General features: G+C 56.1%; 22 protein-coding genes. 12 read left to right on the plus strand and 10 right to left on the minus strand.

Annotated elements, in window-relative coordinates; genetic code table 11:
• The first annotated feature begins 147 nt into the window (after nucleotides 1-147).
• Nucleotides 148-1,062: a hypothetical protein gene (locus ACOVRA_RS09535; RefSeq protein WP_421720089.1), complete on the plus strand. Its 915-nt coding sequence runs from the start codon at nucleotides 148-150 to the stop codon at nucleotides 1,060-1,062.
• A gap of 10 nt (nucleotides 1,063-1,072) precedes the next feature.
• Here the strand turns inward: ACOVRA_RS09535 and ACOVRA_RS09540 are convergent, their stop codons facing one another.
• A complete protein-coding gene (locus tag ACOVRA_RS09540; protein ID WP_421720090.1) occupies nucleotides 1,073-1,873 on the minus strand; it encodes an SDR family NAD(P)-dependent oxidoreductase in 801 nt (266 codons plus the stop codon).
• 271 nt (nucleotides 1,874-2,144) lie between these two features.
• Between ACOVRA_RS09540 and ACOVRA_RS09545 the strand changes: the two genes are divergently transcribed.
• From ACOVRA_RS09545 to ACOVRA_RS09555, 3 genes are all read left to right on the plus strand, one after another.
• Complete coding sequence (locus ACOVRA_RS09545; RefSeq protein ID WP_421720091.1) at nucleotides 2,145-4,109, plus strand: potassium transporter Kup; 1,965 nt, start codon at nucleotides 2,145-2,147, stop codon at nucleotides 4,107-4,109.
• Nucleotides 4,110-4,240: 131 nt separating this feature from the next.
• Complete coding sequence (locus ACOVRA_RS09550) at nucleotides 4,241-4,552, plus strand: hypothetical protein (RefSeq protein ID WP_290802839.1); 312 nt, start codon at nucleotides 4,241-4,243, stop codon at nucleotides 4,550-4,552.
• Between the two features lie 86 nt (nucleotides 4,553-4,638).
• The gene (locus ACOVRA_RS09555) at nucleotides 4,639-5,889 is read left to right on the plus strand and encodes an argininosuccinate synthase (protein ID WP_290802836.1); all 1,251 of its coding nucleotides are present in this window, start codon (nucleotides 4,639-4,641) and stop codon (nucleotides 5,887-5,889) included.
• 2 nt (nucleotides 5,890-5,891) lie between these two features.
• Here ACOVRA_RS09555 and holA read toward each other — a convergent pair whose 3' ends face one another.
• The 4 genes from holA to ACOVRA_RS09575 all read right to left on the minus strand — a co-directional run bounded on the left by holA (nucleotide 5,892) and on the right by ACOVRA_RS09575 (nucleotide 10,711).
• Nucleotides 5,892-6,932 (minus strand): DNA polymerase III subunit delta, encoded by a 1,041-nt coding sequence (holA, locus tag ACOVRA_RS09560; protein WP_421720092.1) that lies wholly within the window; start codon nucleotides 6,930-6,932, stop codon nucleotides 5,892-5,894.
• A complete protein-coding gene (locus ACOVRA_RS09565) occupies nucleotides 6,929-7,411 on the minus strand; it encodes a hypothetical protein (protein WP_290802829.1) in 483 nt (160 codons plus the stop codon). Before ACOVRA_RS09565 ends, holA begins: the two co-directional genes overlap by 4 nt.
• Before the next feature lie 13 nt (nucleotides 7,412-7,424).
• On the minus strand, nucleotides 7,425-10,016 hold the full coding sequence (gene leuS / locus ACOVRA_RS09570; RefSeq protein WP_421720093.1) for a leucine--tRNA ligase: 2,592 nt from the start codon (nucleotides 10,014-10,016) through the stop codon (nucleotides 7,425-7,427).
• Between the two features lie 182 nt (nucleotides 10,017-10,198).
• Complete coding sequence (locus ACOVRA_RS09575) at nucleotides 10,199-10,711, minus strand: DUF3576 domain-containing protein (protein WP_290802825.1); 513 nt, start codon at nucleotides 10,709-10,711, stop codon at nucleotides 10,199-10,201.
• A 296-nt stretch (nucleotides 10,712-11,007) separates the two neighbouring features.
• On the opposite strand from ACOVRA_RS09575, the gene ACOVRA_RS09580 reads away from it, so the two are divergent.
• Nucleotides 11,008-11,472 (plus strand): NtrZ family periplasmic regulatory protein, encoded by a 465-nt coding sequence (locus tag ACOVRA_RS09580; protein ID WP_421720094.1) that lies wholly within the window; start codon nucleotides 11,008-11,010, stop codon nucleotides 11,470-11,472.
• Nucleotides 11,473-11,512: 40 nt separating this feature from the next.
• Here ACOVRA_RS09580 and ACOVRA_RS09585 read toward each other — a convergent pair whose 3' ends face one another.
• On the minus strand, nucleotides 11,513-12,103 hold the full coding sequence (locus ACOVRA_RS09585) for a thiamine phosphate synthase (RefSeq protein ID WP_421720095.1): 591 nt from the start codon (nucleotides 12,101-12,103) through the stop codon (nucleotides 11,513-11,515).
• Nucleotides 12,104-12,107: 4 nt separating this feature from the next.
• Between ACOVRA_RS09585 and ACOVRA_RS09590 the strand changes: the two genes are divergently transcribed.
• The 3 genes from ACOVRA_RS09590 (at nucleotide 12,108) to ACOVRA_RS09600 (ending at nucleotide 15,398) form a co-directional block, all read left to right on the plus strand.
• The gene (locus ACOVRA_RS09590; protein WP_421720131.1) at nucleotides 12,108-12,770 is read left to right on the plus strand and encodes a YggS family pyridoxal phosphate-dependent enzyme; all 663 of its coding nucleotides are present in this window, start codon (nucleotides 12,108-12,110) and stop codon (nucleotides 12,768-12,770) included.
• A 70-nt stretch (nucleotides 12,771-12,840) separates the two neighbouring features.
• On the plus strand, nucleotides 12,841-14,244 hold the full coding sequence (locus ACOVRA_RS09595; RefSeq protein WP_421720096.1) for a DUF1800 domain-containing protein: 1,404 nt from the start codon (nucleotides 12,841-12,843) through the stop codon (nucleotides 14,242-14,244).
• On the plus strand, nucleotides 14,241-15,398 hold the full coding sequence (locus ACOVRA_RS09600; protein ID WP_421720097.1) for a DUF1501 domain-containing protein: 1,158 nt from the start codon (nucleotides 14,241-14,243) through the stop codon (nucleotides 15,396-15,398). Before ACOVRA_RS09595 ends, ACOVRA_RS09600 begins: the two co-directional genes overlap by 4 nt.
• 19 nt (nucleotides 15,399-15,417) lie before the next feature.
• Here ACOVRA_RS09600 and ACOVRA_RS09605 read toward each other — a convergent pair whose 3' ends face one another.
• On the minus strand, nucleotides 15,418-17,406 hold the full coding sequence (locus ACOVRA_RS09605; RefSeq protein WP_421720098.1) for a S9 family peptidase: 1,989 nt from the start codon (nucleotides 17,404-17,406) through the stop codon (nucleotides 15,418-15,420).
• A gap of 125 nt (nucleotides 17,407-17,531) precedes the next feature.
• Between ACOVRA_RS09605 and rdgB the strand changes: the two genes are divergently transcribed.
• Both rdgB and hemW read left to right on the plus strand, forming a co-directional pair.
• Nucleotides 17,532-18,137: an RdgB/HAM1 family non-canonical purine NTP pyrophosphatase gene (rdgB, locus tag ACOVRA_RS09610; RefSeq protein ID WP_421720099.1), complete on the plus strand. Its 606-nt coding sequence runs from the start codon at nucleotides 17,532-17,534 to the stop codon at nucleotides 18,135-18,137.
• Nucleotides 18,134-19,279, plus strand: a complete 1,146-nt coding sequence (gene hemW / locus ACOVRA_RS09615; RefSeq protein WP_421720100.1) for a radical SAM family heme chaperone HemW — start codon at nucleotides 18,134-18,136, stop codon at nucleotides 19,277-19,279. The genes rdgB and hemW overlap by 4 nt, the downstream gene beginning before the upstream one ends.
• Here hemW and ACOVRA_RS09620 read toward each other — a convergent pair.
• Nucleotides 19,276-19,821: a GNAT family N-acetyltransferase gene (locus ACOVRA_RS09620; RefSeq protein ID WP_421720132.1), complete on the minus strand. Its 546-nt coding sequence runs from the start codon at nucleotides 19,819-19,821 to the stop codon at nucleotides 19,276-19,278. The genes hemW and ACOVRA_RS09620 overlap by 4 nt on opposite strands.
• The gene (gene mdh, locus ACOVRA_RS09625) at nucleotides 19,821-20,783 is read right to left on the minus strand and encodes a malate dehydrogenase (RefSeq protein ID WP_290802804.1); all 963 of its coding nucleotides are present in this window, start codon (nucleotides 20,781-20,783) and stop codon (nucleotides 19,821-19,823) included. The genes ACOVRA_RS09620 and mdh overlap by 1 nt, the downstream gene beginning before the upstream one ends.
• Nucleotides 20,784-21,105: 322 nt before the next feature.
• On the opposite strand from mdh, the gene ACOVRA_RS09630 reads away from it, so the two are divergent.
• Both ACOVRA_RS09630 and ACOVRA_RS09635 read left to right on the plus strand, forming a co-directional pair.
• Complete coding sequence (locus ACOVRA_RS09630; protein WP_290802802.1) at nucleotides 21,106-21,963, plus strand: flagellin; 858 nt, start codon at nucleotides 21,106-21,108, stop codon at nucleotides 21,961-21,963.
• Between the two features lie 168 nt (nucleotides 21,964-22,131).
• Complete coding sequence (locus ACOVRA_RS09635) at nucleotides 22,132-22,992, plus strand: flagellin (protein WP_290802799.1); 861 nt, start codon at nucleotides 22,132-22,134, stop codon at nucleotides 22,990-22,992.
• Nucleotides 22,993-23,061: 69 nt separating this feature from the next.
• On the opposite strand, the gene ACOVRA_RS09640 is transcribed toward ACOVRA_RS09635, so the two are convergent.
• Nucleotides 23,062-25,452, minus strand: a complete 2,391-nt coding sequence (locus ACOVRA_RS09640) for an ATP-dependent helicase (RefSeq protein ID WP_421720101.1) — start codon at nucleotides 25,450-25,452, stop codon at nucleotides 23,062-23,064.
• Nucleotide 25,453: the final 1 nt, after the last annotated feature.

A 25,453-nucleotide genomic window follows, 5' to 3' on the forward strand; every position in this document is an offset into this window, starting at 1 on the left:
TAGGGTTTTGCGAAGAGGCCGTAGCCCTGCAAATTCCCCGCACACGGGCACAGCCTTGAACTTTTTGACTTTATCAGCCTTTTAGTCGCTCTCGACGTAAATTTGAGCCGGACCACAGGATGTGGTTTGCCACTAAAGGGGGTCAGAATGACCAAAACTGCTTTCATCGTCTCTATGATGGCGCTTGCCGTTGCTGGCCAAGCCTCCGCAAATGGCATGGCTGCTTCTGGTGCACAACCAGCAGGTTCGGTTGACCCCTGCCTCCTTGGAAGCGCCGCCGACCAAGCGGCTTGCGGGGGAATGATCCGGGTCGCGCCGGGAATGACGGTGCAGAGCCAATCCAGCACCTATTCTGCCTCCAAGAGCTCAGGCCCTACGGTCCTGTTTGATCCGAACCGTGGTTATCAAGCAACCCGCGCACCAGAGGCACAGCCGGCCCATATCCACGCACTCGCTGCCCCCAGTGCGCCAAGCCAGCAAACAGTGACCGTGACTTCCACCTATAACAGTAGCGCATCCCAAGCTTCTTCGAGCGATCAGGGCATGATGTCCTCAAGCGCAAAGCCTGCAAATCAAATCATTTCCATGAACTGCATTGCCCCGCAAGCAGGTGCCAATGTAGCCTGTCGCGGCTATTGGGTCCCTGCCCCTCAAGGACAGGCAGCCCAAGCCCCTCAGCCACCCATGATGGTTCAGCCGCAGTTTCAGCCGCAGCCCCCACAAGTCGTAATTCTGCAGCCACCGACGGCACAATCTCCCATCATGCTGCCACCGCCCATGTTGCCGCCTCCTGTGACCCAAACCTTTGTGACCCAGACCATGATGCCACCGGTGCCTTGTTGCCAACAGCAAGAAGTGACCCTGATTCCGGCAAGTTTCTTTATGGGCGGCATGAGCTATGGCGTCGGCTTCCCAACGGAAACCTCCTATAGCTATGGCGGCGGCGGTTATGCCTTTGTTGGCGGCGGCACACGCTTTTCAGGTGTGCGCGACCGGGTCCATATGGATCCACCACCACGCAAGCCCCGCACCCCACCGCACAAGCCTTGCGGTTGCCATTAAGGCAGCCCAATTAGTCGGCGCGGCGGAACTTCTGCACTTGTGACTTCATCAGTCGTAACGCGAGACCGTCGGGCAAGAGCTTGCCAATCGCGGCAATCGTTTTGTTGGTGGTGCCTGTCACCACCACAGGCTGATTGGCCTCTAAGGCGTCATAACCGATCTGGGCGACAGTCTTCGCATCCTGCCACAGCCATTTAGGCATGGTGGAGACTTGATCGCGCATGCCATTGACGTCGTGAAACTCTGAATAGGTAAATCCGGGGCAGAGCGCGCTGATATGCACGCCATTGTCGGTATTCTCCAGATTGAGGGCTTGGCTGAATTTGATTAGGAAGGCCTTCGAGGCCCCATAAAGGGTGGCCCCTGCTGCCGCAGGCAAATGACCAGCCAAAGAGGCGACATTCATGATCCGACCAAAGCGTCGCTCTTGCATGCCCGGCAGCACTCGGTAAGCGAGCTCGAGAGGGGCTTCTACCAAAACTTGCATGAAGGCCGCATGATCTTCCCAGCTTGAGGCCAAGTAATTGCCCTGCAAGCCATAGCCCGCATTATTCACCAAGGCGTCCACCGGCCGACCAGCGGCCTCCAAAGCCGAAACAATCTGCTCGGGTGCCGCACGGTCGGCCAAGTCTGCGGCGATTGTGATACTTTCAGCACCCCATGTCTGCTTCAACTCTGCCGCGAAACTCTCCAACCGGTCTGCTCGGCGGGCGGTGAGAGCAAGATCATAGCCGCGCTCAGCAAAAATGCGGGCAATCGCCTGACCTATCCCCGCCGAAGCACCAGTTACCAAACAAAGTCGTCGTGCCATATCTTGCTCTCCTGCCGCCAAAGGGGATTAGCTGTTCTGAGGGTGGATAGACGGCCCCTGCCGGCCCGTCTAGCTCAGAAATCGGTGACAGCGTGACAAGTTCTGCGGCAAAGTCAGCGAGAAACGCGCAGTAACTGGCGAAATCCCGCAATCCCCACCGCCAATTGTGCTTGAGCATTGAAGCCACCCGACAAAAGGCGTATTGGCGCCGCCTACAATCGCGTACTGGCAGCGGGTCGACAGTCCGACTCACTGTGTTCGGGGAGCCAAGATGGCATCGCCTTCAAATATGTCAGCGGACCAAGAAGCCTCTAAGGGCTTTCGTGATCCAGCCAGCGGTGCCCAAGGTGGCGGCCATGGACACGGGAGTCATTCCGCCCGTGGATTTTTCATGCTCGCGCTGGGCTCAGTCGGCGTCGTTTTTGGCGACATTGGAACCAGCCCTTTCTATGCGATGCGCGAAGCACTGGCGCACGCGAAGGGCTCTGGCAATCTAGAAGTAGCCGTTCTGGGGGTAGTCTCCCTTGTGCTGTGGGCATTGTTCCTAATCGTGACCTTGAAATATGTCGTGTTCTTGATGCGGGCCGACAACAAGGGCGAAGGCGGCACCTTGGCTCTCATGGCACTTGCACAGCGTGCGATGGGCAGGAAATCACCTTGGGTATTCTTCTGCGGCGTCATGGGTGCAGCGTTCTTTTATGGCGATGGCATTATCACGCCTGCCATCTCGGTTCTGGGTGCCATCGAAGGCCTGAAAATTGCTCCTGGTGTCGGCAATCTGTTTACGCCGTACATTTTGCCGATTTCTGCCGCGATCTTGGTTGGTTTGTTTCTGGTGCAATCCAAGGGCACCCATAAAATCGCGGCATTGTTTGGCCCGATAACCGCTTTATGGTTCCTAACACTGGCCGGTCTGGGGGTTTATCATATCGCTGACGACCCGCGCGTTTGGCTGGCCTTTAACCCCATCTATGCAATCCGCTTTTTGATGGAAAACGGTCTGGTTGCTTTGGTTATTTTGGGCTCAATCTTCCTCGCTGTTACCGGTGCTGAAGCGCTCTATGCCGACATGGGTCACTTCGGGAAAAACCCGATCCGTGCAGCTTGGTTTGTCCTGGTCTTCCCATCCTTAGCGCTGAATTATCTGGGTCAAGGGGCGTTCGTGCTGGCCAATCCGGCGGCAAAGGCCGATCCTTTCTGGATGATGGTGCCGGAAGCCGCGTTTTGGCCTGTGATGATCTTGGCGACTATGGCCGCCGTAATCGCCAGCCAAGCGGTGATAACCGGTGCTTTCTCGATGACTCAGCAAGCGGTGCAATTAGGCCTTCTACCGCGTATGCAGATCCGTCGTACCAGCGAAACCCAGGCCGGCCAAATCTATGTGCCTCAGGTCAATACCTTCTTGTTGATTGGCGTCTTGGTCCTTCTGTTCTCGTTCAAATCCTCCGGCAATTTGACTTCCGCTTACGGGATAGCAATTACTGGGGCCATGTTCATGGACACGCTGCTGGCGGTGCCAGTGGTCACACGTTTGTGGAAGTGGAGTGGGTTCCAAGCTGCCCTGTTGTTGGTCCCCATTGCTGCCTTGGACATCGTGTTTTTGGGCTCGCAAGTCCTAAAAATCCCGCATGGCGCTTGGTTCCCACTGGTATTGGGGGCTGCCATCGTCGTGATAATGTGGAGTTGGCAAGAGGGCAGTCAAATCCTTTCAGAGAAGACAAGGCGCGATTCAATTCCTCTGCGCGACCTATTGAAGACCCTCATGGCCCACCCGCCACATCGCGTCGCCGGAACGGCCATTTTCTTGACAAGCGACCCTGATCTCGCTCCGGTGGCGCTGATGCATAACCTTAAGCACAACAAGGTTCTGCATGAGAAAATTGCGATCCTAAGCGTCCGTACTGCCGAAACTCCGCGTGTGGCGGATGCTGACCGGATCGAGATTGAGGAGATCATCCCCGATGTCCGCATCGTCATCGTCAATTATGGCTTCATGGAAAGCCCCAATATTCCTAAAGCACTCACCATGTGCCGGAAGCAGGGCCTAAAATTTGACATCATGTCGACGAGCTTCTTCTTAGGCCATCGCACCATCGTGGCGTCCAGCACGTCCGGCATGCCTCTGTGGCAGGATCATTTGTATATTTTCCTGTCTAAGAACGCGACCAATGCGACAGACTTCTTCCACATACCGTCTGGCCGTGTGGTAGAGTTGGGCACGCAGGTCGTGGTGTAACGCAACGCCTGCTGTTAAGGGCCTATTCAAGGCGGCGATATGGTGCTCTAGTCTGCGGCGTGAATCCGCTCGATTTTTCTCATTTTTTGCTGTGGACTGGGGATTTGTGCTTTGTTGCAGGCCTCATCCTTATGGCGTTGATTTCAGCCTCTGTTGCGACAAAAGTTGATGCAGGGGCGCGAATCCCGATGCAATTTGACCAGAATGGTCAGCCGACTTGGACTGCACCGAGAAGGTTCGCGCTATTGTTTGCTCCAGCCCTTGCCGCAGGTTTTGGACTACTCTTAACCTTCTTGGCCCATCGCGTTCCCACCGGACAATTGACCAAAGAGGCCGTTTCGTTGGGCACCGCCAGAGTCTTTATGGCCTTTACCTTTGTACTGGCGCATTTAGTCCACCTCGCCTTTGCGATCAAATGGCTCAACAAAAACAAGCAGCGCTGAGAAATAAAGAGTGGCGACCGCTTGATCTACAGGCTTGGATTGCCTAGCACGACACCCACGCTCTTCAGCCTTGGAACCCAAGCCCCATGACCACCCAACGCAAAGTCAACAAAGTCGTTCTCGCATACTCTGGTGGCCTCGACACCTCGATCATTCTGAAATGGTTGCAAGAGACCTATGGCTGCGAAGTGGTGACCTTTACGGCCGATCTAGGTCAGGGTGAGGAATTGGGCCCAGCCCGCGCTAAAGCTCTGGCCGCCGGGGTGAAACCTGAGAATATTTTCATCGACGACCTGCGTGACGAATTCGTCCGCGATTATGTGTTCCCGATGTTCCGCGCCAATGCGCTGTATGAGGGGGTCTATCTGTTAGGCACCTCAATTGCCCGTCCTTTGATCGCGAAGCGTCAGATCGAAATCGCCAACCTTGTGGGGGCTGATGCCGTCTGTCATGGCGCGACCGGCAAAGGCAATGACCAAGTGCGGTTTGAAGTGTCCTACTATGCCTTGAAGCCGGACGTGACCGTGATCGCACCGTGGCGGGAGTGGAGCTTCCAAGGCCGCCCGGACCTGATCGCTTACGCTAAGAAGCACGGGATTGAGATTGCGACCGGGAAAGAGCAAGATGCGCCCTTCTCCATCGACGCGAATTTGCTGCACACGTCCTCTGAAGGCCTCGTGCTGGAAGACCCTAATGAGCCTGTGCCCGATCTAGTATCCAAACGGTCTGACCGTCGCACCATCACGCCTGAAGAAGCGCCGGACAAAGCGACCTTGATTACGATTGGCTTTGAGCGCGGCGACCCAATCTCGATCAATGGCAAAGCCTATGGTCCCGCAGCACTCTTGAGCGAACTCAACCGCATTGGCGCCGAAAATGGCGTGGGCGGCTTGGATCTGGTGGAGAACCGCTTTGTCGGCATGAAGTCGCGCGGCTATTACGAGACCCCAGGCGGCACAATTTTGTGGCAAGCCCACCGTGCAATGGAGAGCATCACGCTCGACCGTGGGGCTATGCATCTCAAAGACGAATTGATGCCGCGTTATGCCACGCTCATCTATAACGGCATGTGGTTCACGCCAGAACGCAAAATGCTGCAGGCAGCCATCGATGCCAGCCAAGAAGATGTCTCCGGCGAAGTCACTTTAAAGGTTTACAAGGGTGGCGTCTATGTCCAAGGCCGTTCCAGCCCGCTCTCGCTCTACAACAAAGAACTCATCAGCTTTGATGCGGCGGGTGGCTATAATCAGAAGGATGCGGAAGGCTTTATCAAGCTTAACGCGCTTCGCCTTCGGATTGCTGCTTGGCGCGACCAGCGCGCTGGCAAGAACGACTAAGTTTATCTCTTGGACATTCGCTCAGCACGCCGTGCGATGCGGATGAGCAGTTGTTCGACCAAAGCGGTGTCAGGGGATCCTGCCCGCTTGACTTGGCCATCAGCCTCAAGCGTTGCAGTCAAAACATCTTCCAATGCACTGCGGCTCCACAGACCGACTTGACGAGCAACTTCCGCTTGGCGTTTCCAGAATACGCCCATTTTAGGGTGCTTCAGGATGTCGGCCGCATTGCCACCACCCTCAACGCCTGCTCGGACTTGCAGCAACAAGCGGACACGCCGACCTGTTCCGTTGAGAATCGCAACCGGATTGGCGCCACCACCAAACGCTTGCTCAAGGCGCTGGACCATTAAGGTTGGGTGGCCAGAGAAGGCGGCATCAATGGCTTCATCTAAACCTGCCTCACGCCCGCCCGAGCCAACCGCCTCAACGCCAGCCAGATCGATAACGCCTTCAGGGCCTGCATATACAGCAAGCTTTTGTACTTCTGCTGCCACAGAGTCGGTATCTTGAGCGACAGCTTCTAGGATGGCTGACAAAGCGTCAGGCTCTATACTAGCCCCGGCGGCCTTGGCCTCGGCCCGAGCAACGCCCAACAATTCATCTCGCGTGGCTTCATAGAGCTGCAGCGACCAAGCGTGACCAGAGTCTTCAAAGGCTTTGCGGGTTTTTGAGCTGCGGCCAATATCGCCAACATCTAAGATCAACACGCCTTCGGGCTGAATGCCACCTTTTTCCGCCCGCTCTAACAAGCCCGCAAGCAACGAGGCGTCTTTTTCCCCGCCTACCCGCACATGGGCAATCGCCGCCCCGCCAAAGAGAGATGCACTGCTGATAGCTTCTTCGACGCCACCAGGATTGGCCTTTAAGTCATCTTCGGAAAACCGCTTAAACTCTAAATCCGGATTTTGACTTTGGTGACGGCTGGCGATTGCCTCAGCTAGCCGGCGTAATTGCCCAGAATCGGGGCCAGACAGGATCACAAAACGCGGCGAAAGGTCCTTTTGCGCAGCTTTCGTAGCCGCAAGACCCGTCAGTTTCATCGTGCTGCCCGAACTTGCCGCTGGAGGTCCAACCACAAACGCTCTGCGATTTGACCCGCGACACGCTCTTCTGCATCCGCTTGAAGCGCTACATCGCCATAGGCTTGATCGAGACTTTCATAAGCCACGTTCGTCGCGACGCTGCCACGCACCGCAGGCAATGGAGGGGCCGCGGCCAATACGTATGTCGCCGTTACGGTCAGTTCATTACGGGTAGAAATGCCATCGGTGCCCTGTGCAGCTGGCGTGAAGACACGCTCAAACTTCACAGTCAAAACACGGGGACTGCCGGTGCCTTTTTCCAAGACGGCGCGGCGATCCAATTCTTGGCGTAGGTAATAACCTGTGCGGCCATCAATGGCCGCAACCGTCACCGGCCCAATGCCAGAGCCTTGTGTGCTATAGACGGGCTGGAAGCCGCAGCCTGCCAAAGCGACAGTCAGCGCTACCATCCAAGCAGTTGTGCCAAACTTTGCCAAGGCATTGCCCATCCTATGCTTCACGGGTCACGATATTGATGATCCGGTCTGGAACCACAATCAGTTTAGCCACAGTTCGACCTGCAAGAAAATGTGCGGCTTCAGGCAACGCCAGAGCCAAGGCCTCCAGCTCTTCCTTGGAGGTGCCCTTTGCGACATTTAATTCGCCACGCTTCTTGCCGTCTACCTGTACCGGCAACATAATGGTGGCTTCCGCCAACAGGCTCTGATCAGCTTCTGGCCAGGGTGCCGTTGAGACAAAGCCATCACCCCCCATCCGCGTCCACGCTTCCTCAGCCAGATGCGGCGTGAAGGGCTGGAGCACACGGGCGAGAATGCCCAAGACTTCGACCCGCGCCGCCAACATGTCGGCACTTTCGTCGCTCTCTGCGCGACGCAGATGACCAACCAATTCATGGAATTGGGCAATCGCGCTGTTGAATCGATAGGAATCAATCGCCAAGCTAATGGCGGCAATCGCCTTGTGGCCGGCACGCCGCAGGTCAAGTGCAGCACCGCTGACGCCCGTCGCGACCTGGAGTGGGCCAGGTGCCCCTTCTGGCAAGGCGTCAAAGGCTGCCCAGATTTTCTGAACAAAGCGCCAAGAACCCTCTACACCAGACTCAGACCATTCCACGTCCCGCTCGGGCGGAGAGTCAGACAAGACAAACAGGCGCGCAACATCGGCACCATAGGTGTCGATAATGTCCTCTGGATCTACCGTGTTGCGCTTTGACTTCGACATCTTCTCAATCGGGCCGATAACCGCAGGCTTACCAGTCGCAATTTCTATCGCACTGTTGCCCGTGATTTCGACTTGGTCTGGCGTCAACCACTGACCATCTTGCGACTTATAAGTCGCGTGCGTCACCATGCCTTGGGTGAATAGGCGGCTGAAGGGTTCAGAAGTTGGCTGATGGCCAACCGCCTTCATGGCGCGGGCAAAGAAGCGCGAATAGAGCAGGTGCAAAACCGCGTGCTCCACCCCGCCAATATAATGATCGACGGGCAACCAATGGGCGACTGCGTCTAAGTCTGTTGGGCGGTCCTCTGGCTGGCCGCAGAAGCGGGCCCAATACCAGGACGAGTCAACAAAAGTGTCGAGCGTATCTGTCTCGCGCAGGGCTGGCGACCCGCACTTAGGGCAATCCACATGCTTCCAGCTTGGGTGATGGTCGAGCGGGTTACCCGGTCTGTCGAAGGTTACATCGTCGGGCAAGGTGACCGGCAATTGGTCTTCCGGCACACCGACTGGGCCGCAAGTTTTGCAATGAATGATGGGAATCGGGCAGCCCCAATAGCGCTGACGCGACACACCCCAGTCGCGCAGACGGAAGTTCACTGTGCGCTGACCTGCGCCCAAAGCTTCCATCTTGTCCATGGCGGCGGATTTAGCATCGTCGCTAGACATCCCGTTCAAGAAATCTGAGTTAAACACGCTGCCTTGGCCCAAATAGGGACCATCCACCAATGTTACCGCGCCGGGTTCCGCGCCTTCGGGCAAGATCACCGGCTTGATTGGCAAATTGTATTTTGTCGCGAATTCATAGTCGCGCTGGTCATGGGCTGGGCAGGCAAAGATCGCGCCAGTGCCATAGTCCATCAACACGAAGTTCGCGATCCAGACCGGCAAGCTCATGCTTGGATTGAAAGGGTGGACGACCCGCAGACCGGTATCGAACCCACGTTTTTCTTGGGTTTCGATCGCCTCTTCTGATGTGCCAGCGCGGCGGCAGGATTCGCAAAATTCTGCCAATTCCGGATTGGTCTTGGCCAACGCCAGTGCAATCGGATGGTCGACAGAGATTCCGGCAAAGGAAGCGCCGAACAGAGTATCTGGCCGCGTTGTATAAACTTCCAATCCCTCTCCCACAGGCGAGGGCGTGGCCGAATCAAGTTGGAAACGGAAGCGCAGACCTTCGGACCTACCAATCCAATTGTTTTGCATGATGCGCACTTTTTCCGGCCAGCCAGTCAAGCCTTCCAATGCGGTGATCAATTCCTCGCCATAACGGGTAATTTGGAACATCCATTGTTCCAGATAGCGCTGCTCAACCAGCGCGCCAGAGCGCCAACCGCGACCATCCACGACCTGCTCATTGGCCAGAACTGTATTCTCAACAGGGTCCCAATTCACCTTGCTCTTCTTCCGGTAGACAAGGCCAGCGTCGAGGAAGTCCAAGAACATTTTCTGTTGATGGCGGTAATAAGAAGGTTCGCAGGTCGCGAACTCGCGCGACCAATCAATGGCAAAGCCCAATTGCTGGAGCTGGGCGCGCATCGCGTCGATATTCTGGCGTGTCCAAGTACCTGGATGGGCTCCGCGTTCACGCGCAGCGTTCTCAGCAGGCAAACCGAACGCGTCCCAGCCCATAGGATGCAATACTTGATCGCCAGCGGCCCGCCTGCGCCGCGCAATCACGTCCCCCATGGCATAGTTACGCACATGCCCGATGTGAATGCGACCGGATGGATAAGGGAACATTTCCAAGACGTAGCATTTGGCGCGCGAGGGATCGGGCGGGCCAGCCTCGAACAATTTGGCGGCGTCCCAGCGCGCGCGTTGGCGCGGTTCGGTTTCGCGATGATTGTAGCGTGCAGCCATGAAAGACCCTTATTGCCTCTGACCAAAAAGAATAGGTGAACGGCCTCGTGCCGACCAGCCAAATTAGCCTTATGCCTTTGCCCTAAAAACAGGCGTGCTGCCAAGAAGACACAGGCAGTTATGCCCGCTCTGATGCAGGGCTAGGCCACGTTCAGTCGCTTCAGCAAATGTAATTGGCCGGCTTAACGCGTTTCGAGTTGGGCAATCCGTAGTTGGCGCGCACGAGTCAAAATTGCGTTCTCGATCTGGATCGCTGTGTCAGGGTCAACGGTGGCGTCAACCCAAGCGCCAGTTACATCTTTTGCCTGACGGAAAACCTGCACCGAAAGGCCATCTGCACGCAGACGCGTATCGAGAATATAGACTTGCACCTTAAAGCGCTCGTCCGGCTTTTCAGCGACAGAGTGCCAATCGGTCACATAAGTTCCGCCGAACGGATCGGAATCCAGCAGCGGCATGAAGTTCAGTGTATCGAGCGTTGCCCGCCACAAGAAGGCATTCACACCAATGCCTGCTTCACCTGTGCCCTTGGCGGAGCGGCCCGAAAACAGGCCCGTACGTGCCTTTTTGGCCTGTGGTGCAGCAGCGGCAGCAGCGGCTTGATCAGTCGAAGTCGTCTTGGCGCGGGTGGCGCAGCCACCCAAACCGGTTGCGACCATGAGTGCGACGATGAGTGTAGGCGCGACAACGCGCATTGGCATGCTCCAGACTAGCTCCCCCGCCCGCCCCGGACGGAAAGCCAAGGGTCTATAGCATGAAGCTGTTCTTGCGCTAGAGTCAAAGGTGCGATCCAATGTGGGCGGTACTGTTGGTTTTTCAATAAAGTCCGACCTACGCGTTGCAGATTCATCACTATAATGTTGCGATGGTCAGCAAAATCGCTTGAATGCAGAAGTTCACAACAATTTAGGATTGCTCTTAAGCACGCAAGGAAATAGTAAAGAATTGCAGCCATCTTCGTTCACTAGATGGTCTAAAAGGGAAATTAGGCGTGTTCGGAAGCCGTTTGATCATGGCAGGAAGTTTGGCAGCACTCATGGTGATGAGTGGTGGTCAAGCTGTTGCGCGTGAACAAAAGGGCGTGAATCCGCCGACCACCAGCAGCCAAACGGCACAAGCCCCTTGGTATGAGCGTTTCACCTTTGGCTCGGAAGTGCGTGACGGTGCCAATGCTTGGGTGCCTCGTGGCGAACTGAAAGCTGCTGTAAAGGTTGATCCTCGCAGCCGTTGGGGCATGACTTTTGGCGTGCAACAAGACCCGACAACCGCTTTGACGCCGCGCAATGGCCAAAATTCGGGTCGCACATTGGCAGGGGCCTTCTATCAGGTTTCCCCAAAATTCCGCGTTGGTGGCGAAGTCGTTGTGCCGAACGAGCAATTAGGTGTGTCGCAAAGCCGCGAGCGGTCGCAACGTCGTGAGCCAGGCGTTAAAGTCGAATCAGCCTTCAAGTTCTAAGCTTGTTTTTGAAGCTCGGCTTGGTCCTGAGAAACTGAAATCAGCTTTTGGTTCCACTGATCAATGCAACACCGTAAAGTCCGCTTTGCGCGAGCTGGCGAGTCGTCGTGGTTTGGATTCCGCCAAGCGCGTAGAGATTGCACGTTGGAAATGCGCGCTGCAAAAGCGCCAAGCGAATCGTGCCTTTAAAGCGGCCGGCCCCGGGCCTATTTGCGCTCGGACTCTGGCTCGGAAAGGCCACCGAAATCAGAATCGCCCGGATACCCAGCCTCTGCGCCTTCCCAATTGTGAGACCCCGATGGGCAGAGGCGGTCTCGATTAAGCCGCCAACTTTGCTCCGAAGTCGCAGCCGCAGCCGATTCTCGGGCCAATGCATGCCGTCTAAACCACCCGCTCTGGCCTGATGCGGCAGAACAGTCGCCAAACGAATCGGCCCACGGCCCTTCCCGCCTAAGCAGGGCGTCAGTTTCTCGCCAAAAGTGCGCTCAATCAGAATGGCTTTCTTGGGACAATTCACTGCCTGCCGCGCCAAATCATAGCCACGTGCGGCATCGGTCAGGACCACAAGGCGGGGATAGCCTGACTGCAATGGCTTTCGGAATGAACGCAGGGCGGCTAGAAGCCTTGGCATGGACATAAACCAACGCATCGCCGAAATCACCGACCGGATCAAGCAGGCCTCACAAGCAATAGGCAGCCCAGCCGATGACGTCACCCTTGTTGCCGTCTCAAAAGTCCAACCTGCGGACCGAATCGAAGCGGCTTTGGCAGCAGGTCTCCGCGTCTTTGGCGAGAACCGGGTACAAGAAGCTCAAAGTCGTTGGGCAGACCGCAGGAAAGCCTACCCCAACTTAACGCTCCATTTGATTGGCCCTTTGCAGAGCAATAAGGCCGAAGATGCGGTGGCTCTGTTCGATGTGATTGAAACCGTAGACCGGCCGAAGTTGGTTGAAACACTGGCAAAGCTTGCTCAAGCCGGTCACAAATTGCCAAAGCTGCTCGTCCAAGTGAATACCGGGGAAGAGGAGCAAAAGGCGGGGGTCGCACCGGCTGACCTTCCAACCCTGCTAGACCTGTGCGCCAAGCACGGACTACTGATCCAAGGCCTGATGTGTATTCCGCCAGAGGATGAAGAACCGGCGATGCACTTTGCCCTTTTGGCCAAGCTTGCCATGCGCCACGGCTTGTCAGTTCTCTCGATGGGCATGAGTGGTGATTTTGAGACGGCCATCAATTTTGGCGCGACCCATGTACGCGTCGGCTCAGCGTTATTCGGAGAGCGCGTAACGACAGCTTAGGCCTTTTGCCGCCTGATGCGACGGAACAGGCACCTTGTAGCGTTAGACCCTACAAGGAGGCGCTAGTATCATGAGCCTAAATGCTGTCATCGCTGCCAATCGATTTGGCCTTGGGGCTAGGCCCGGCGAACTCGCCCAAATTGCGCGCGACCCAAAGGCTTGGCTATTAAGCCAAGTTGGGCAAAGCCAATCCACCAACATGCGATCGGATGGCCTCCTATCGAGTGCGCAAGCTTTTGAAGCATTGCAAAGCTACCAAGAAGCTCGCGCCGCACAACGGCGCACGGAAGCGTCACCCAATCCGGCAGTGAATGCCGAAGAGCGCGTGCGTCTGGCCGATCTCGTCGGCCAAACCACCGGCCGCGAGATTGAAGCCCGCATCCAGCATGCGGTGACAACACAGGCCCCTTTTGCCGAGCGTTGGGTGCAGTTCTGGTCGAACCATTTTACCATGGCCGTGCGAAATCTTCAGACCACCCCGTTTCCAGGCTCTTTTGAGCGAGAAGCCATCCGCCCCCATGTCTGGGGTCGGTTTGAGGACTTATTGGTGAAAGCTGACACCCATGTCGGGATGCTGATTTACCTTGATCAAGCCCAATCAATAGGCCCCAATTCCCAAGCCGCACAGACCCAACAAGGCCGCAGGCGCGCTGCAGGCCTCAACGAAAATCTGGCACGTGAAATTCTGGAGCTGCACACTTTGGGCGCTGATGGCGGCTATAGCCAAACAGATGTCACAGAATTTGCCCGCGCGCTGACAGGCTGGACAGTCGCTGGGCCGCGCCTTCGTCGCTTGGCACAAGGCTCTAGGGTTGGCACCACAATCTTCGTGTCCGAATTGCATGAGCCGGGCGCGCGCTCCATCCTTGGCAAAAACTTTCCCGCGGCAGGGGAGCGGCAAGCCCTAGACATTTTGGCGCACCTGGCACGCCAGCCATCGGTGGCAAAGCGGATCGCCTTTAAAGTCGCCCAGCATTTTGTGGCCGATGATCCCCCGCCTGCACTGGTGGCGCGCTTGGAAACTTCGTTCCGGCAAAGTAGCGGCGATCTCTCCCAATTGGCCAAGACTCTGATCCAAAGCCCCGAGGCATGGGCGCCAGAGACCCGAAAGTTTAAAACACCGAATGACTTTTTGATCTCGACCATGCGCGCGAGCGGGGCAAAGACGACGTCGACCCAAGCCTTGCGGGCAACTTTTGAACAATTGGGACAAACGCCGTGGCGCGCACCCAGCCCGAAAGGTTGGCCCGATGTGGCGAGCGAATGGGCAGCTCCCGACGCCATCCTGAAGCGGATTGACTGGGCCAACCTTGCAGCGGATGTAATCGGCGAAACCTTCCAGCCTATCGCCTTTGCAGAATCAGCATTGGGCCCCGCCCTAACAGATAAAACCAGAACTGCCATTTCGCGGGCTCAGACAGCGCGCCAAGGCATAGTGCTCGCCCTTATGAGTCCGGAGTTTCAACGCAGATGACCAACCGCCGCACCCTCCTTACCGCAGGCCTCTCCGGCCTATCCCTCGCCATGCTGGGCGGAACGGCTAGCTTTGCTCAAGCCGCGACAACATCAGGCAAATTCGTTTTCATTATTCTGCGTGGCGCGATGGACGGGCTCACAGCTGTCGTCCCCTATGGCGATCCAAATTATCGAAGCTTCCGTGGTGCCATAGCCTTAGACGGGCCGGGTGGGCCCAATGGAACCTTGCCGCTCGTGGACGGTTTTGGCCTACATCCGGCTCTGAAGGAGATGCACGGCCTCTGGCAAAAAGGTCAGATGTCTTTCATGCATGCAGCAGCCAGCCCCTACCGCGAGCGCTCGCATTTTGACGCACAAGATCTGCTCGAAGCTGGGACCGCACAATTAACAAGTGCACGCTCTGGCTGGCTGAACCGTGCGTTAGCCATGCTGCCTAATGGACCAAGTCAAGAAGGCGTTGCCATTGGGAGAACAATTCCTCTGGTCTTACGCGGCCCCGCAAGGGCCACATCCTGGGCACCGCCCCTAGCCCCAGAAAGCGATGGCGACACCTTGGCGCGTCTATCTGACCTTTATGCGGGCGATGCCATGCTATCCAATGCCCTAGCGATGGCGATCGAGACCGACAAGATTGCTGACGGCGGAACCATGTTGAGCGGCAATGCAGGCCGTGGTCGCCAAGGGGTCTTTGCGCCCTTGGCAAGTGCGGCAGCACGCATTCTGGCTGCCCCCGGCGGTCCCACTGGTGCTGTCCTGTCGTTTGAAGGCTGGGACACCCATGCCAACCAAGGTGGGGCGCAAGGTCAATTGGCTAACCGTTTGGACGCATTAGACACTGCCGTCAAAGCCTTGCGGGAGGGTCTTGGCCCAGTCTGGGCGAACACGACGGTTGTGATCGCCACGGAATTTGGTCGTACTGTGCGGATCAATGGCACAGGCGGTACCGATCACGGCACAGGCGCGGTTTCCTTCTTGTTGGGCGGCGCGGTCAAAGGCGGAAAGATGCTAGGCGATTGGCCGGGATTGAGCCGCCTCTATGAAGACCGCGATTTGGTCCCAGCCAATGACGTACGCCAACTTTTTGCCCAAGGCCTCACCAATGCCTGGGGCTTAGACCGTCAGGCTGTGCTGTCACGCGTGTTTACCACCTAACAGCACAGCCTAAGCCAACTTACTTGGTGCCAAAGACCTGCTGGAAGAACAGGGTCTCAGCTTCGCGTTGGGCGTCACGATTGCCCTTTTTGGCAAAGCCATGACCTTCGTCCTTGGCGACCATATACCAGACTTGGCCACCATTATTGCGGACTTTGGCCACGATCTGATCGGCCTCTGAAATCGGCACGCGTGGATCGTTCGCGCCCTGGATCACAAACAATGGCTTGGTGATCTTGTGCGCATTGTTCAAAGGCGCGATCTGTTCGTGGAAGGCACGCATGGCTGGATCGCGCTCGTCGCCATATTCCACGCGGCGCAAATCACGACGGTAGCCATTGGTGTTTTGCAAGAAGGTCGCGAAGTGGGAAATCCCAACTATGTCGACGCCACCGGCCAAACGATCATTGAAATTGGTCATGCTGGCCAACACCATATAGCCGCCATAGGAGCCACCATAGACGACCACCTTACGCTGGTTCAGATCTGGCTGGGTCGCGATCCAATCCAGAAGGGCACCAATATCTTTGACAGAGTCTTCACGCTTAAAGCCATTGTCGAGGTCGACATAGGTTTTGCCATAGCCGGTTGAGCCACGCACGTTCGGGAAGATTACCGCAGCGCCCAATTCATTCACCCAATATTGCACGGTTGAGGAGAAGCCAGGGCGAGACTGCCCCTCAGGACCACCATGGATATTGATAATCACCGGGGCTTGGTTAGACGCGCTTGCGTTCTTGGGCTTGTAGATAAACGCAGGAATAGTGCGAGGCTTGCCGTCTACTTTATCAAAGGTTGGATAGTTGAAGAAGCTTGGCTCCACAAAATTGGCTGAGTTTAGACCGCCAATCTCACTCATGGTCCAACGGGTCAGCTTTTTGGTAGCTACGTCATAAGTATAGGCATCGCCCGGCGCTTTGGCGGTCGAGAGCGTCATGCCTAGGCGCTTGGAAGCTGGGTCCCAATCAACACCGCCGACCGTGCCAACCGGCAAAGCGACCAACTCTGCTTTTGCCCCTTTGGTCGTGCTTTGCAGATAGAGTCTCGAAAGCCCGTTCTCATTGACCGTATAGGCCAAAGTCTTGCCATCAGGGGACAGGTCAAAGCCTTCAACATCCCAACCCATTGCAGGTGACACGCGGGTCCGCGTGCCGGTCGCCAAGTCCAACTGAACGAGATAGGAGAATTCAGAGCCTTCGTCGGTCAGGATGTAAATCGACTTGCCATCTGCCGCGAACGTCCCGCCATCATAGGCAACTTTCAAATCCGGGGTGATGGGTGTCAAGGTCCCAGTCGCAACATCCAAGGTCCAGCGCTTCGAATAATTGACCGAGATGCCCTGCCCCAACAGGATGGTTTTGCCATCATCAGACAGGTCAGCAATCCCAAACCCGCCTTCGGCCCGATAGACCAAACGGCGGCTGTCAGGTTGTTCTGGATTGGCGATGACAATGTCGCGTACCGCTGTGCCATTGCGGGTAACGGTCCAAGCCGCCAGCTTGCCATCCTTGGTAAAGCGAACGCCAGCATTTTGCGTGCCTGCTTCGGTGAAAGCTTTTGCAAGGCCGGTGGCACGATCAAACAAATAGGCTTGGGTGAATTCATCCCCACCCTTGTCTTTACCAAAGACGAAGCTGCCACCAGAGTTTGGGCGCACCGCCGCGCCGCCAACAGGCTCCGCATAATAGGTCAATTGACTGCGGGCACCCATGGGCATTTTGACTTCATGGATTTGCGGCACATCGCCAAAGCGGGTGGAAATCAGAATCCCGCCATCGGGCAAGAAGTCCTGGAAAGAGGCAGCGCGCGTATTCGTGTATTGGATCAAACGCTCTCGAATGGCTTCCGGTGTGACCGGCACATTCTGCATGACCAGTTGCCCAACGGTCCGGGTCTCCACCGCAGCAGTTGCAGGCGTAGTTGCGGCAGTTTGGGCCGTTGCAATCGCCATCGCCATAGGCGAGACAGAAAGCGTTAGGGCAAGGACGATGGCACGGGTCGAAATCATTCTGAGCTCCTTCAGGGGCGAGGGTCGCCTTGGTCAAACGTAGGTAGTCGCGCTTTTCAGCACAGCTTTAGTCAGGCTTTGTCGGAGAGGTCTAACAAAGCCTCACGATATGCGAAAGATAAACCATGTTAAAAACCAGTAAGCCTTTTGAAAAACTCGTGATCGCTAGCCACAACAAGGGCAAACTAAAAGAAATCGCTGCCCTCGTTACCCCCTTTGACATTGAAGTCGTTAGTGCAGGTGATCTTGGTGTACCTGAACCAGAGGAGACCGAGGTTACCTTTATCGGCAATGCACTGTTGAAAGCTCGCGCCTCGTGCCTCGCGACCGGCCTGCCAGCCTTGGCAGACGATTCGGGGTTGGAGGTGATGGCACTTGATCGCGCACCAGGTATCTATTCAGCGCGCTGGGCCGGACCCGACCGCGACTTCTATGCCGCCATGGCCGAGATTGAGCACCAGTTGCAAGCCAAGGGGGCAACAGATCGCTCGGCCCGCTTTGTCTGTGCTTTAGCGCTGGTCTATCCAGATGGCCGCGAACAAGCTTTTGAGGGTGAAGTCGTCGGTGAAGTGGTTGCCACGCCGCGCGGCAACAATGGGTTTGGTTATGATCCGATTTTTGTCGCCACCGGCCATTCAGAGACCTTTGGCGAATTAGATCCCGCCGTGAAGCATGCGATGAGCCATCGGGCCGATGCCTTCGCGAAATTTGTCGCCGCAGTCCTATCATGATCGAGCGGCAATTAGGGCTCTATGTCCATTGGCCCTATTGCGCGGCAATCTGCCCCTATTGCGACTTCAACGTCTATAAAGCGCGCGGGCAGGACACCGAGCCCTTGGTCAGCGCCATTCTGGCAGACATGACTTATTGGCGCGACCAGACGGGTAAGCGCCCGCTGGCCAGTCTGTTCTTCGGAGGTGGCACCCCCAGCCTGATGGCACCGAACCAAGTCAGGCGCATCATTGAACATGCGGACAACCTCTGGGGCTTTGCGGATGACTTTGAAGTCAGCCTTGAGGCTAACCCCACCGACGCGGAAGCTGCCCAGTTCCAAGACCTTCGTCACGCCGGGGTAGAACGGCTATCGCTCGGCCTGCAGGCCCTAGATGATAAGAGCCTAAAAGCCCTCGGTCGGTTTCACAGTGCCCAAGAAGGCTTGACTGCCGCACGTCTGGCCCGGACGGTCTTTCCACGCCTCTCAATCGATCTGATCCACACCCGCCAGGATCAAACTATCGAAGCATGGCAGCGGGAATTAGACCTCGCCCTGACGCTGTCGCCAGATCATGTGTCGCCCTATCAATTGACGATTGAGGATGGGACAGCCTTCGCGCGCGCCGCAGCACGCGGTGCTCTGCGTCTACCCGATAATGATCAAGCCGCTGACTTCTATACTTTAACCCAAACCATCCTCGAGCAAGCAGGCTTTGATGCTTATGAGGTCTCTAACCACGCGAAAGGTGCGGCTAGTCGGTCGCGGCACAATGTGCTTTATTGGACGTCGCAGGATTGGATCGGCCTCGGCCCTGGGGCTCATGGCCGATTGGGTTGGGGCACCGACCGACGTGCGACTAAAGCCCACATCCGCCCTCAAGCCTATTGTGAAGGTGTTTCAAAAAACGGCCATGGCATTATGGAAGATGAAGTTCTGGCACCCGACGCCGTACGCGACGAATTCTGGCTGATGGGGTTGCGCCTGCAAGACGGCGTGGTCGTCCATAATGCGCCCGGTAAACCGCTACCCGAGGATCAAATTCAAGCGCGCGTGCGCCAAGGCCTGATGTGGCAAAGCTTAACCCATCTGGGATTGACGGCCCAAGGTCGCCTCGTCGCAGATACAATTATCGGAAAGTTGTTGGCAGGCGAGCGCTAAACAGCCCGTCGCGCGCGCCATTGTTGCGCGCTCTGGCCCCAAGCATTGACCTGTAATTCATGCATAGGCTCTGGCATTCGGGTTGGGCCCAAATTGGTAGAGCCCAAACGCGCAGCCAATTGCTCGGATGGCGTATTGGCTGGATCGATGATGTGGATGATGTCGGTCCAGCCTAAATGATCGACAACCCAATCCATGCAGGCGGTGGCAGCCTCAACCCCATAGCCTTTGCCCATGGCTGCAGGCGCTAAACCCCAACCCACTTCCGTGCCGGGCCAGCCTTGCGGCATCCATGGACCGATGCGTCCAACCCAGCGACCCGTCTCCCTCTCGATCACAGAAAACATCGAAAAGCCACGCAACGACCAAGCACCCGTGATGGCTGCCAATTGTCGCCACGCCATGGCTTCGGGCAAAGCGCCGCCGATGAATTTCACATGATCGGCGTTCGCCATCATGGCTGCGAAGGCTGGGAAATCGTCCTGCGTCGGTGGACGCAGGACCAATCTCGCCGTGGTAAGGGTAGGACCGATCGCCACGATTAAGCCAGCGAGGGCTCGATCTCTTTACACGCCGCCAAGAGGCCGTTCACGGCCGCAACAGACTTCGCCCACATATCTTTTTCAGCCGCATCCATCGGGAACTCAATGATGTTCTCGATGCCGCCAGCACCAATCACAGCAGGTACACCGACATACATGTCGCTGATGCCATATTGGCCAGTCAAATGGCAGGCGCAAGCCAAAACGCGCTTCTTGTCTTTGAGGTAGGAAGCCGCCATCGCGATGGCACTTTCGGCTGGCGCATAATAAGCAGAGCCGGTTTTCAAGAGGGCCACGATTTCGCCGCCACCACCACGGGTACGTTTTACGATGGCGTCGAGTTGCTCTTGGCTAATCTTACCTTGCTCTACCAAGACAGGCAGCGGCAGCCCGCCCACGGTGGAGTAGCGCACCATTGGCACCATGTCGTCGCCATGACCGCCCAAGGTCCAAGCGTGGATGTCTTCGACGGCGACTTTGAAGTGTTCGGCCAAGAACCAGCGGAAACGGGCGCTATCGAGTACGCCTGCCATCCCGCAGACCATATGATGCGGCAGGCCAGAGAATTCGCGTAGAGCCCATACCATAGCGTCCAGTGGGTTGGTGATGCAGATGACGAAAGCGTTTGGTGCGTAGGTCTTAATCCCTTCGCCGACAGCCTTCATCACTTTGAGGTTGATGCCGATCAAATCATCGCGGCTCATGCCTGGCTTACGGGGCACGCCAGCGGTGACGATGCACACATCTGCGCCCGCAATCGCAGCATAATCATTGGCACCTTTGATATCGATGTCAGAACCAAACACGGGGCTTGCTTCATCAATATCCAACGCCTTGCCTTGTGGCACACCTTCCGCGATATCGAACAAAATAATGTCGCCCAACTCTTCGCGCGCCGCGATATGGGCCAATGTGCCACCAATCATGCCTGCACCGATGAGCGCAATCTTCTTACGAGCCATATCTGTTTCCCCTCGGACTAGATCCTTGCTTGTCATAGGCGCTCTAGCGCGCGTTTCATGGCACTGCAACGAAAGACAGCGGGCAATTGTGCGATTGATCCGCCAGAGCGGCAAATTTTGCCTGTTAACCGTAATGACCCGGCAGTGTTTACCATGTTTCCTATCAATCGCCTTTTCCGCCCTCTTAAAAATATAGTTAAAATACAATTGATTATATGATTAACGCCGCTGGCATGTCATTTGCGGAGCCCCTGCCAGAGTTTGCGGACTGACCCTCAAAGTATCGAGGGTTCCGCCTGAATGGCTGGAAGGACTTTAGAAGATGGCAAATAGCGTCCACACAAATATGGGAGCGATGGTCGCGCTTCAAAATTTGAATGCGACCTCACGTGAACTGAGTGTTACCCAAAGCCGGATCAATACCGGTTTGAAAGTTGCTAAAGCGCAAGACAACGGCGCGATCTACAACATCGCCCAGCAACAGCGCTCTGAAAATTCTGCCTATAATGCTGTCGCGGACGGTTTGAACCGAGCAAAATCAATTGCTGACGTAGCGCTTGCAGCTGGTGAGGCACTCTCAGACATCTTTACTCAGATGCGCGAAAAAGCTGTTGCGGCATCCGATACCTCGATCTCAGCAACCAGCCGCGCGGCTTATGACTCCGAATTCAAGGCCCTGCGCGACCAAGTTCCGTCCGTTATTGCCAACGCCGTCTTCGATGGCGCGAACATCTTGGGCGGTGGCGCAACCCTAACCTTTCTCGCCAACACAACGGGCACCCAGACCATTACTTTGCCAACGCTGGATTTGGCCTTAGGCACGGGTGCAGGGACAACGCCAGCATCGCCTGCTGCAGACGTTTACTTAGGCGCAACTTCGGATCTCAGCACAGCGGCACTGGCCGTCACCTCACGCGACCAAGTTGTCGCTTCGCTGAACTTCATCAACTCGGAATTAGCCCGCCTCGGCGCGTCGGCGAAGCGGGTCGATAATCATGCGGTCTTTGTCTCTAAATTGCAGGACGCCATCACCGGCGGCATCGGCAATCTGGTTGACGCAGACCTCGCCAGCGAAAGCGCGCGCTTGCAGTCGCTGCAAGTCAAACAACAATTGGGCACACAGGCTCTCTCGATCGCCAACCAGGCACCGCAGAGCATCCTGTCGCTGTTCCGTAACTAAGGGATCAAGTTTAGGCGGAAACAATTTGGACCAAAAACTTCTTGGACCAGTGGGTAATTTACGAAATATTCACCATGTTTTCGCCACAACTTCTGCAAGTTAAATTGGGTCGTCTCACTGCAAAGTTTGTCGAGACTGGCCGGGTGATTAAAAAAGAAAGAGCGAACCATGTCAGGTAGTGTGCATACAAATATGGGAGCCATGACGGCTCTCCAGAACCTGAACAAGACCAATCGCGAAATGGACGGCATCCAAAGCCGGATCAACACCGGCTTGAAAGTCGCCGTCGCGAAGGACAATGGTGCGATCTACAACATCGCCCAGCAGCAGCGGTCTGAACTTTCTGCCTATGACGCGGTTCGCAACAGCTTGAACCGGGCCAAGTCAATCGCCGACGTGGCATTGGCAGCTGGCGAGCAGATTTCCGACATTTTCTCGCAAATGCGCGAGAAGGCGGTTGCAGCTTCCGATGCCTCGGCGAGCACCACATCTCGAGCAGCCTATAATGCCGAATTCATCGCGCTTCGCGACCAAGTCGCCTCGGTCATCGCCAACGCAGTATTTGACGGGGGCAATGCGATTGATGGTGCAGCCACGAACTTCACCTTCTTGGCAAATTCTACCGGCAGCTTGACGGTGACCTTGCCGATCATCGACTTGCGATTGGCCGCTGGTGCGGGCACCGCAGTGGCTTCACCTGCTGCGGATGTCTATTTGGGTACAACCGACGTTCTCGATACGGCAGCCAATGCCGCAACCGTTCGTGACAGAATCGCGGCTTCACTGGAATATGTGAACTCGGAGTTGGCGCGTCTTGGGGCTTCTGCCAAGCGGATTGAAAATCATGAGATTTTCGTCGGCAAGCTGCAAGATAGCATCAAGGGCGGGATTGGTAATCTGGTTGACGCTGACCTCGCGGTGGAATCGGCACGCTTGCAAGCGGCTCAGGTAAAGCAACAATTGGGCACACAAGCTCTATCGATTGCAAACCAAGCCCCACAAAGCATCCTGAGCTTGTTCCGCCAGTAAGCGGTTGATTTAGAGCGTACTTTACCGATCAATCGATTCCAATTGATCGGAACACGCCCTAAGCTCGGTTCAAGCAGGGCGTACAAAACTGTCGAGCACTTTCTTTTCGCCAGATTTTTCAAACTGAATGGTCAATTTAGACCCTTCAACATGGCGTACTGCGCCATAGCCAAATTTATCGTGGAAAATGCGTTGGCCGACGGCATAGGTGGCATCCTTGGCCCCGGTGCGCGCCAGAAGCTTAGCTTCGCCATCAATGATGGGCCCACCAAACCCTTTTGCCATGCTAGGCGTCAGCTTGCTTAATGCCGCTGCAGCCTGTGCGCGCTTCCAGCCCGGGCTTTCATAGCCTGTGCCAAAGCCATCGCCAGGTTGCGTTGATAGTGGGCCATAGGCGGCGAACCGCTCTGCTGCACCACCAGTACCTTGATTGAAATAGCCCGTGTCTGATACTGCATCGACATGGCCATCAGGGAGCTCATCGACAAATCGGCTGGGCAGGACGCTGTTCCATCTGCCATAAATCTGGCGATTAGCGGCAAAGCTGATGCGCGCACTTTCGCGTGCACGCGTGATGCCGACATAAGCAAGGCGACGCTCTTCCTCTAAGGCTTTGTCACCTTTTTCATCCAAAGCACGTCTCGACGGAAACACTTCTTCCTCCCATCCGGGCAGGAAAACCAAAGGCCATTCAAGGCCTTTTGCTGCATGTAGCGTCAAAATTTGTACCGCATCACCCTCTTCAGTGCGGTCGAGGTCCATCACCAATTCGATGTGTTCCAGATAGGCCGCCAGCGTATCGAACTGGCCCATTGAGCGGACCAATTCCTTCAAATTGTCGAGCTTGGAAACCGACTGAGGGCTTTTGTCGGCCTTCAGCATGTCAGTATAGCCGCTTTCATCCAGAATAAGCTCTGCCAATTCCGTGTGCGGCAGTTCCAGTGCCTTTTTGCGCCAATGCTCTAGCTGATGGATGAAGCGCGTCAGACCCGTGCGTGCCGGACCCTTCAACTCATCGCTGCCCAATAATTGGCTCGCCATCGTGAACAACGGAACGCCAGCCAGACGGGCAGCAGTGCCCAAGCGCTGCACACTCGTATCGCCAATCCCACGCTTGGGGACATTGACGATCCGCTCAAACGCTAAATCATCATCCAGAGACCGGATCAGGCGCAAATAAGCATGTGCATCGCGAATTTCTGCCCGTTCAAAAAAGCGCGGCCCGCCAATGACTTTATAGGGGATCTGCAACATCAAGAAGCGCTCTTCAAAGGCGCGCATCTGCCAAGACGCACGCACCAAAACAGCGCCTTCATCATAACGGCGGCCCGTGCGGCGCCACTGCTCAATATCGTCAGCGATCAAGCGCGCTTCTGCCTCGCCATCCCAAATACCACGCACAAGCACGCGGTCACCCTCTGGAATATCCGTCCATAGGGTTTTGCCGAGGCGATTTTTGTTGCTGGCAATCAGATGGCTGGCCGCGGCCAAAATATGAGGCGTTGAGCGATAATTGCGTTCCAACCGAACAATCTTTGCGCCCGGAAAGTCCTGCTCAAATCGCAAAATATTGTCGACTTCCGCTCCACGCCAGCCGTAAATCGACTGATCATCGTCCCCGACAACGCAGATATTCTTGCGCTTGCGTGCCAAGAGGCGCAACCACAAATATTGAGCGACATTGGTATCCTGATACTCGTCGACAAGAATATATTTGAAACGGTCGTGATATTCCGCCAGCAGGTCGGGCTCTTTCAAGAAAAGACTGATCGTCTCTAGCAAGAGATCACCGAAATCGACGCAATTGAGCACTTTGAGGCGGGATTGGTACAGCGCATAGAGCTTCGCCCCCTTACCATTGGCAAACAGGAACGACTCGTCGGCTGGCACTTTTTCGGGTGTCAACGCACGGTTCTTCCAGCCATCAATTAAGCTTGCGAGGAAGCGCGGCGTCCAGCGCTTTTGGTCGATGTTTTCTGCCTCAATCACCTGCTTCATCAAGCGGATTTGATCATCGGTATCGAGAACCGTGAAGCTGGGCTTGAGGCCGACTAATTCAGCATGACGGCGCAAGATCATCGCACTCGTCGAATGGAAGGTGCCGAGCCAACGTAAGCCCTCAGCCGCCGGCCCAATGAGAAGCTGGGTCCGATCGCGCATTTCGCGCGCCGCTTTATTGGTGAAGGTCACCGACAAGATTTCCCAAGGCTTCGCTCGACCCGTCACCAACAATTGTGCCAAGCGTGACGTTAACACCTTAGTTTTTCCGGTCCCGGCACCAGATAACACCAAAACAGGGCCATCCAGCGCCTCGACGGCTTCGCGTTGTTGCTCGTTGAGGCCCACCATCCACGGGTGATCAAGCCCGCCTGCAGGCCCAACCGCAGTGCCTGGCGCACGCGCCATCGCACGTTGAGAAATCGTCAAGGCTGGCTGGGGAGAATTGGGCTCACTGGACATG

The sequence above is a fragment of the Aquidulcibacter sp. genome (assembly GCF_049239865.1).
Taxonomy (GTDB): Bacteria; Pseudomonadota; Alphaproteobacteria; order Caulobacterales; family Aquidulcibacteraceae; genus Aquidulcibacter.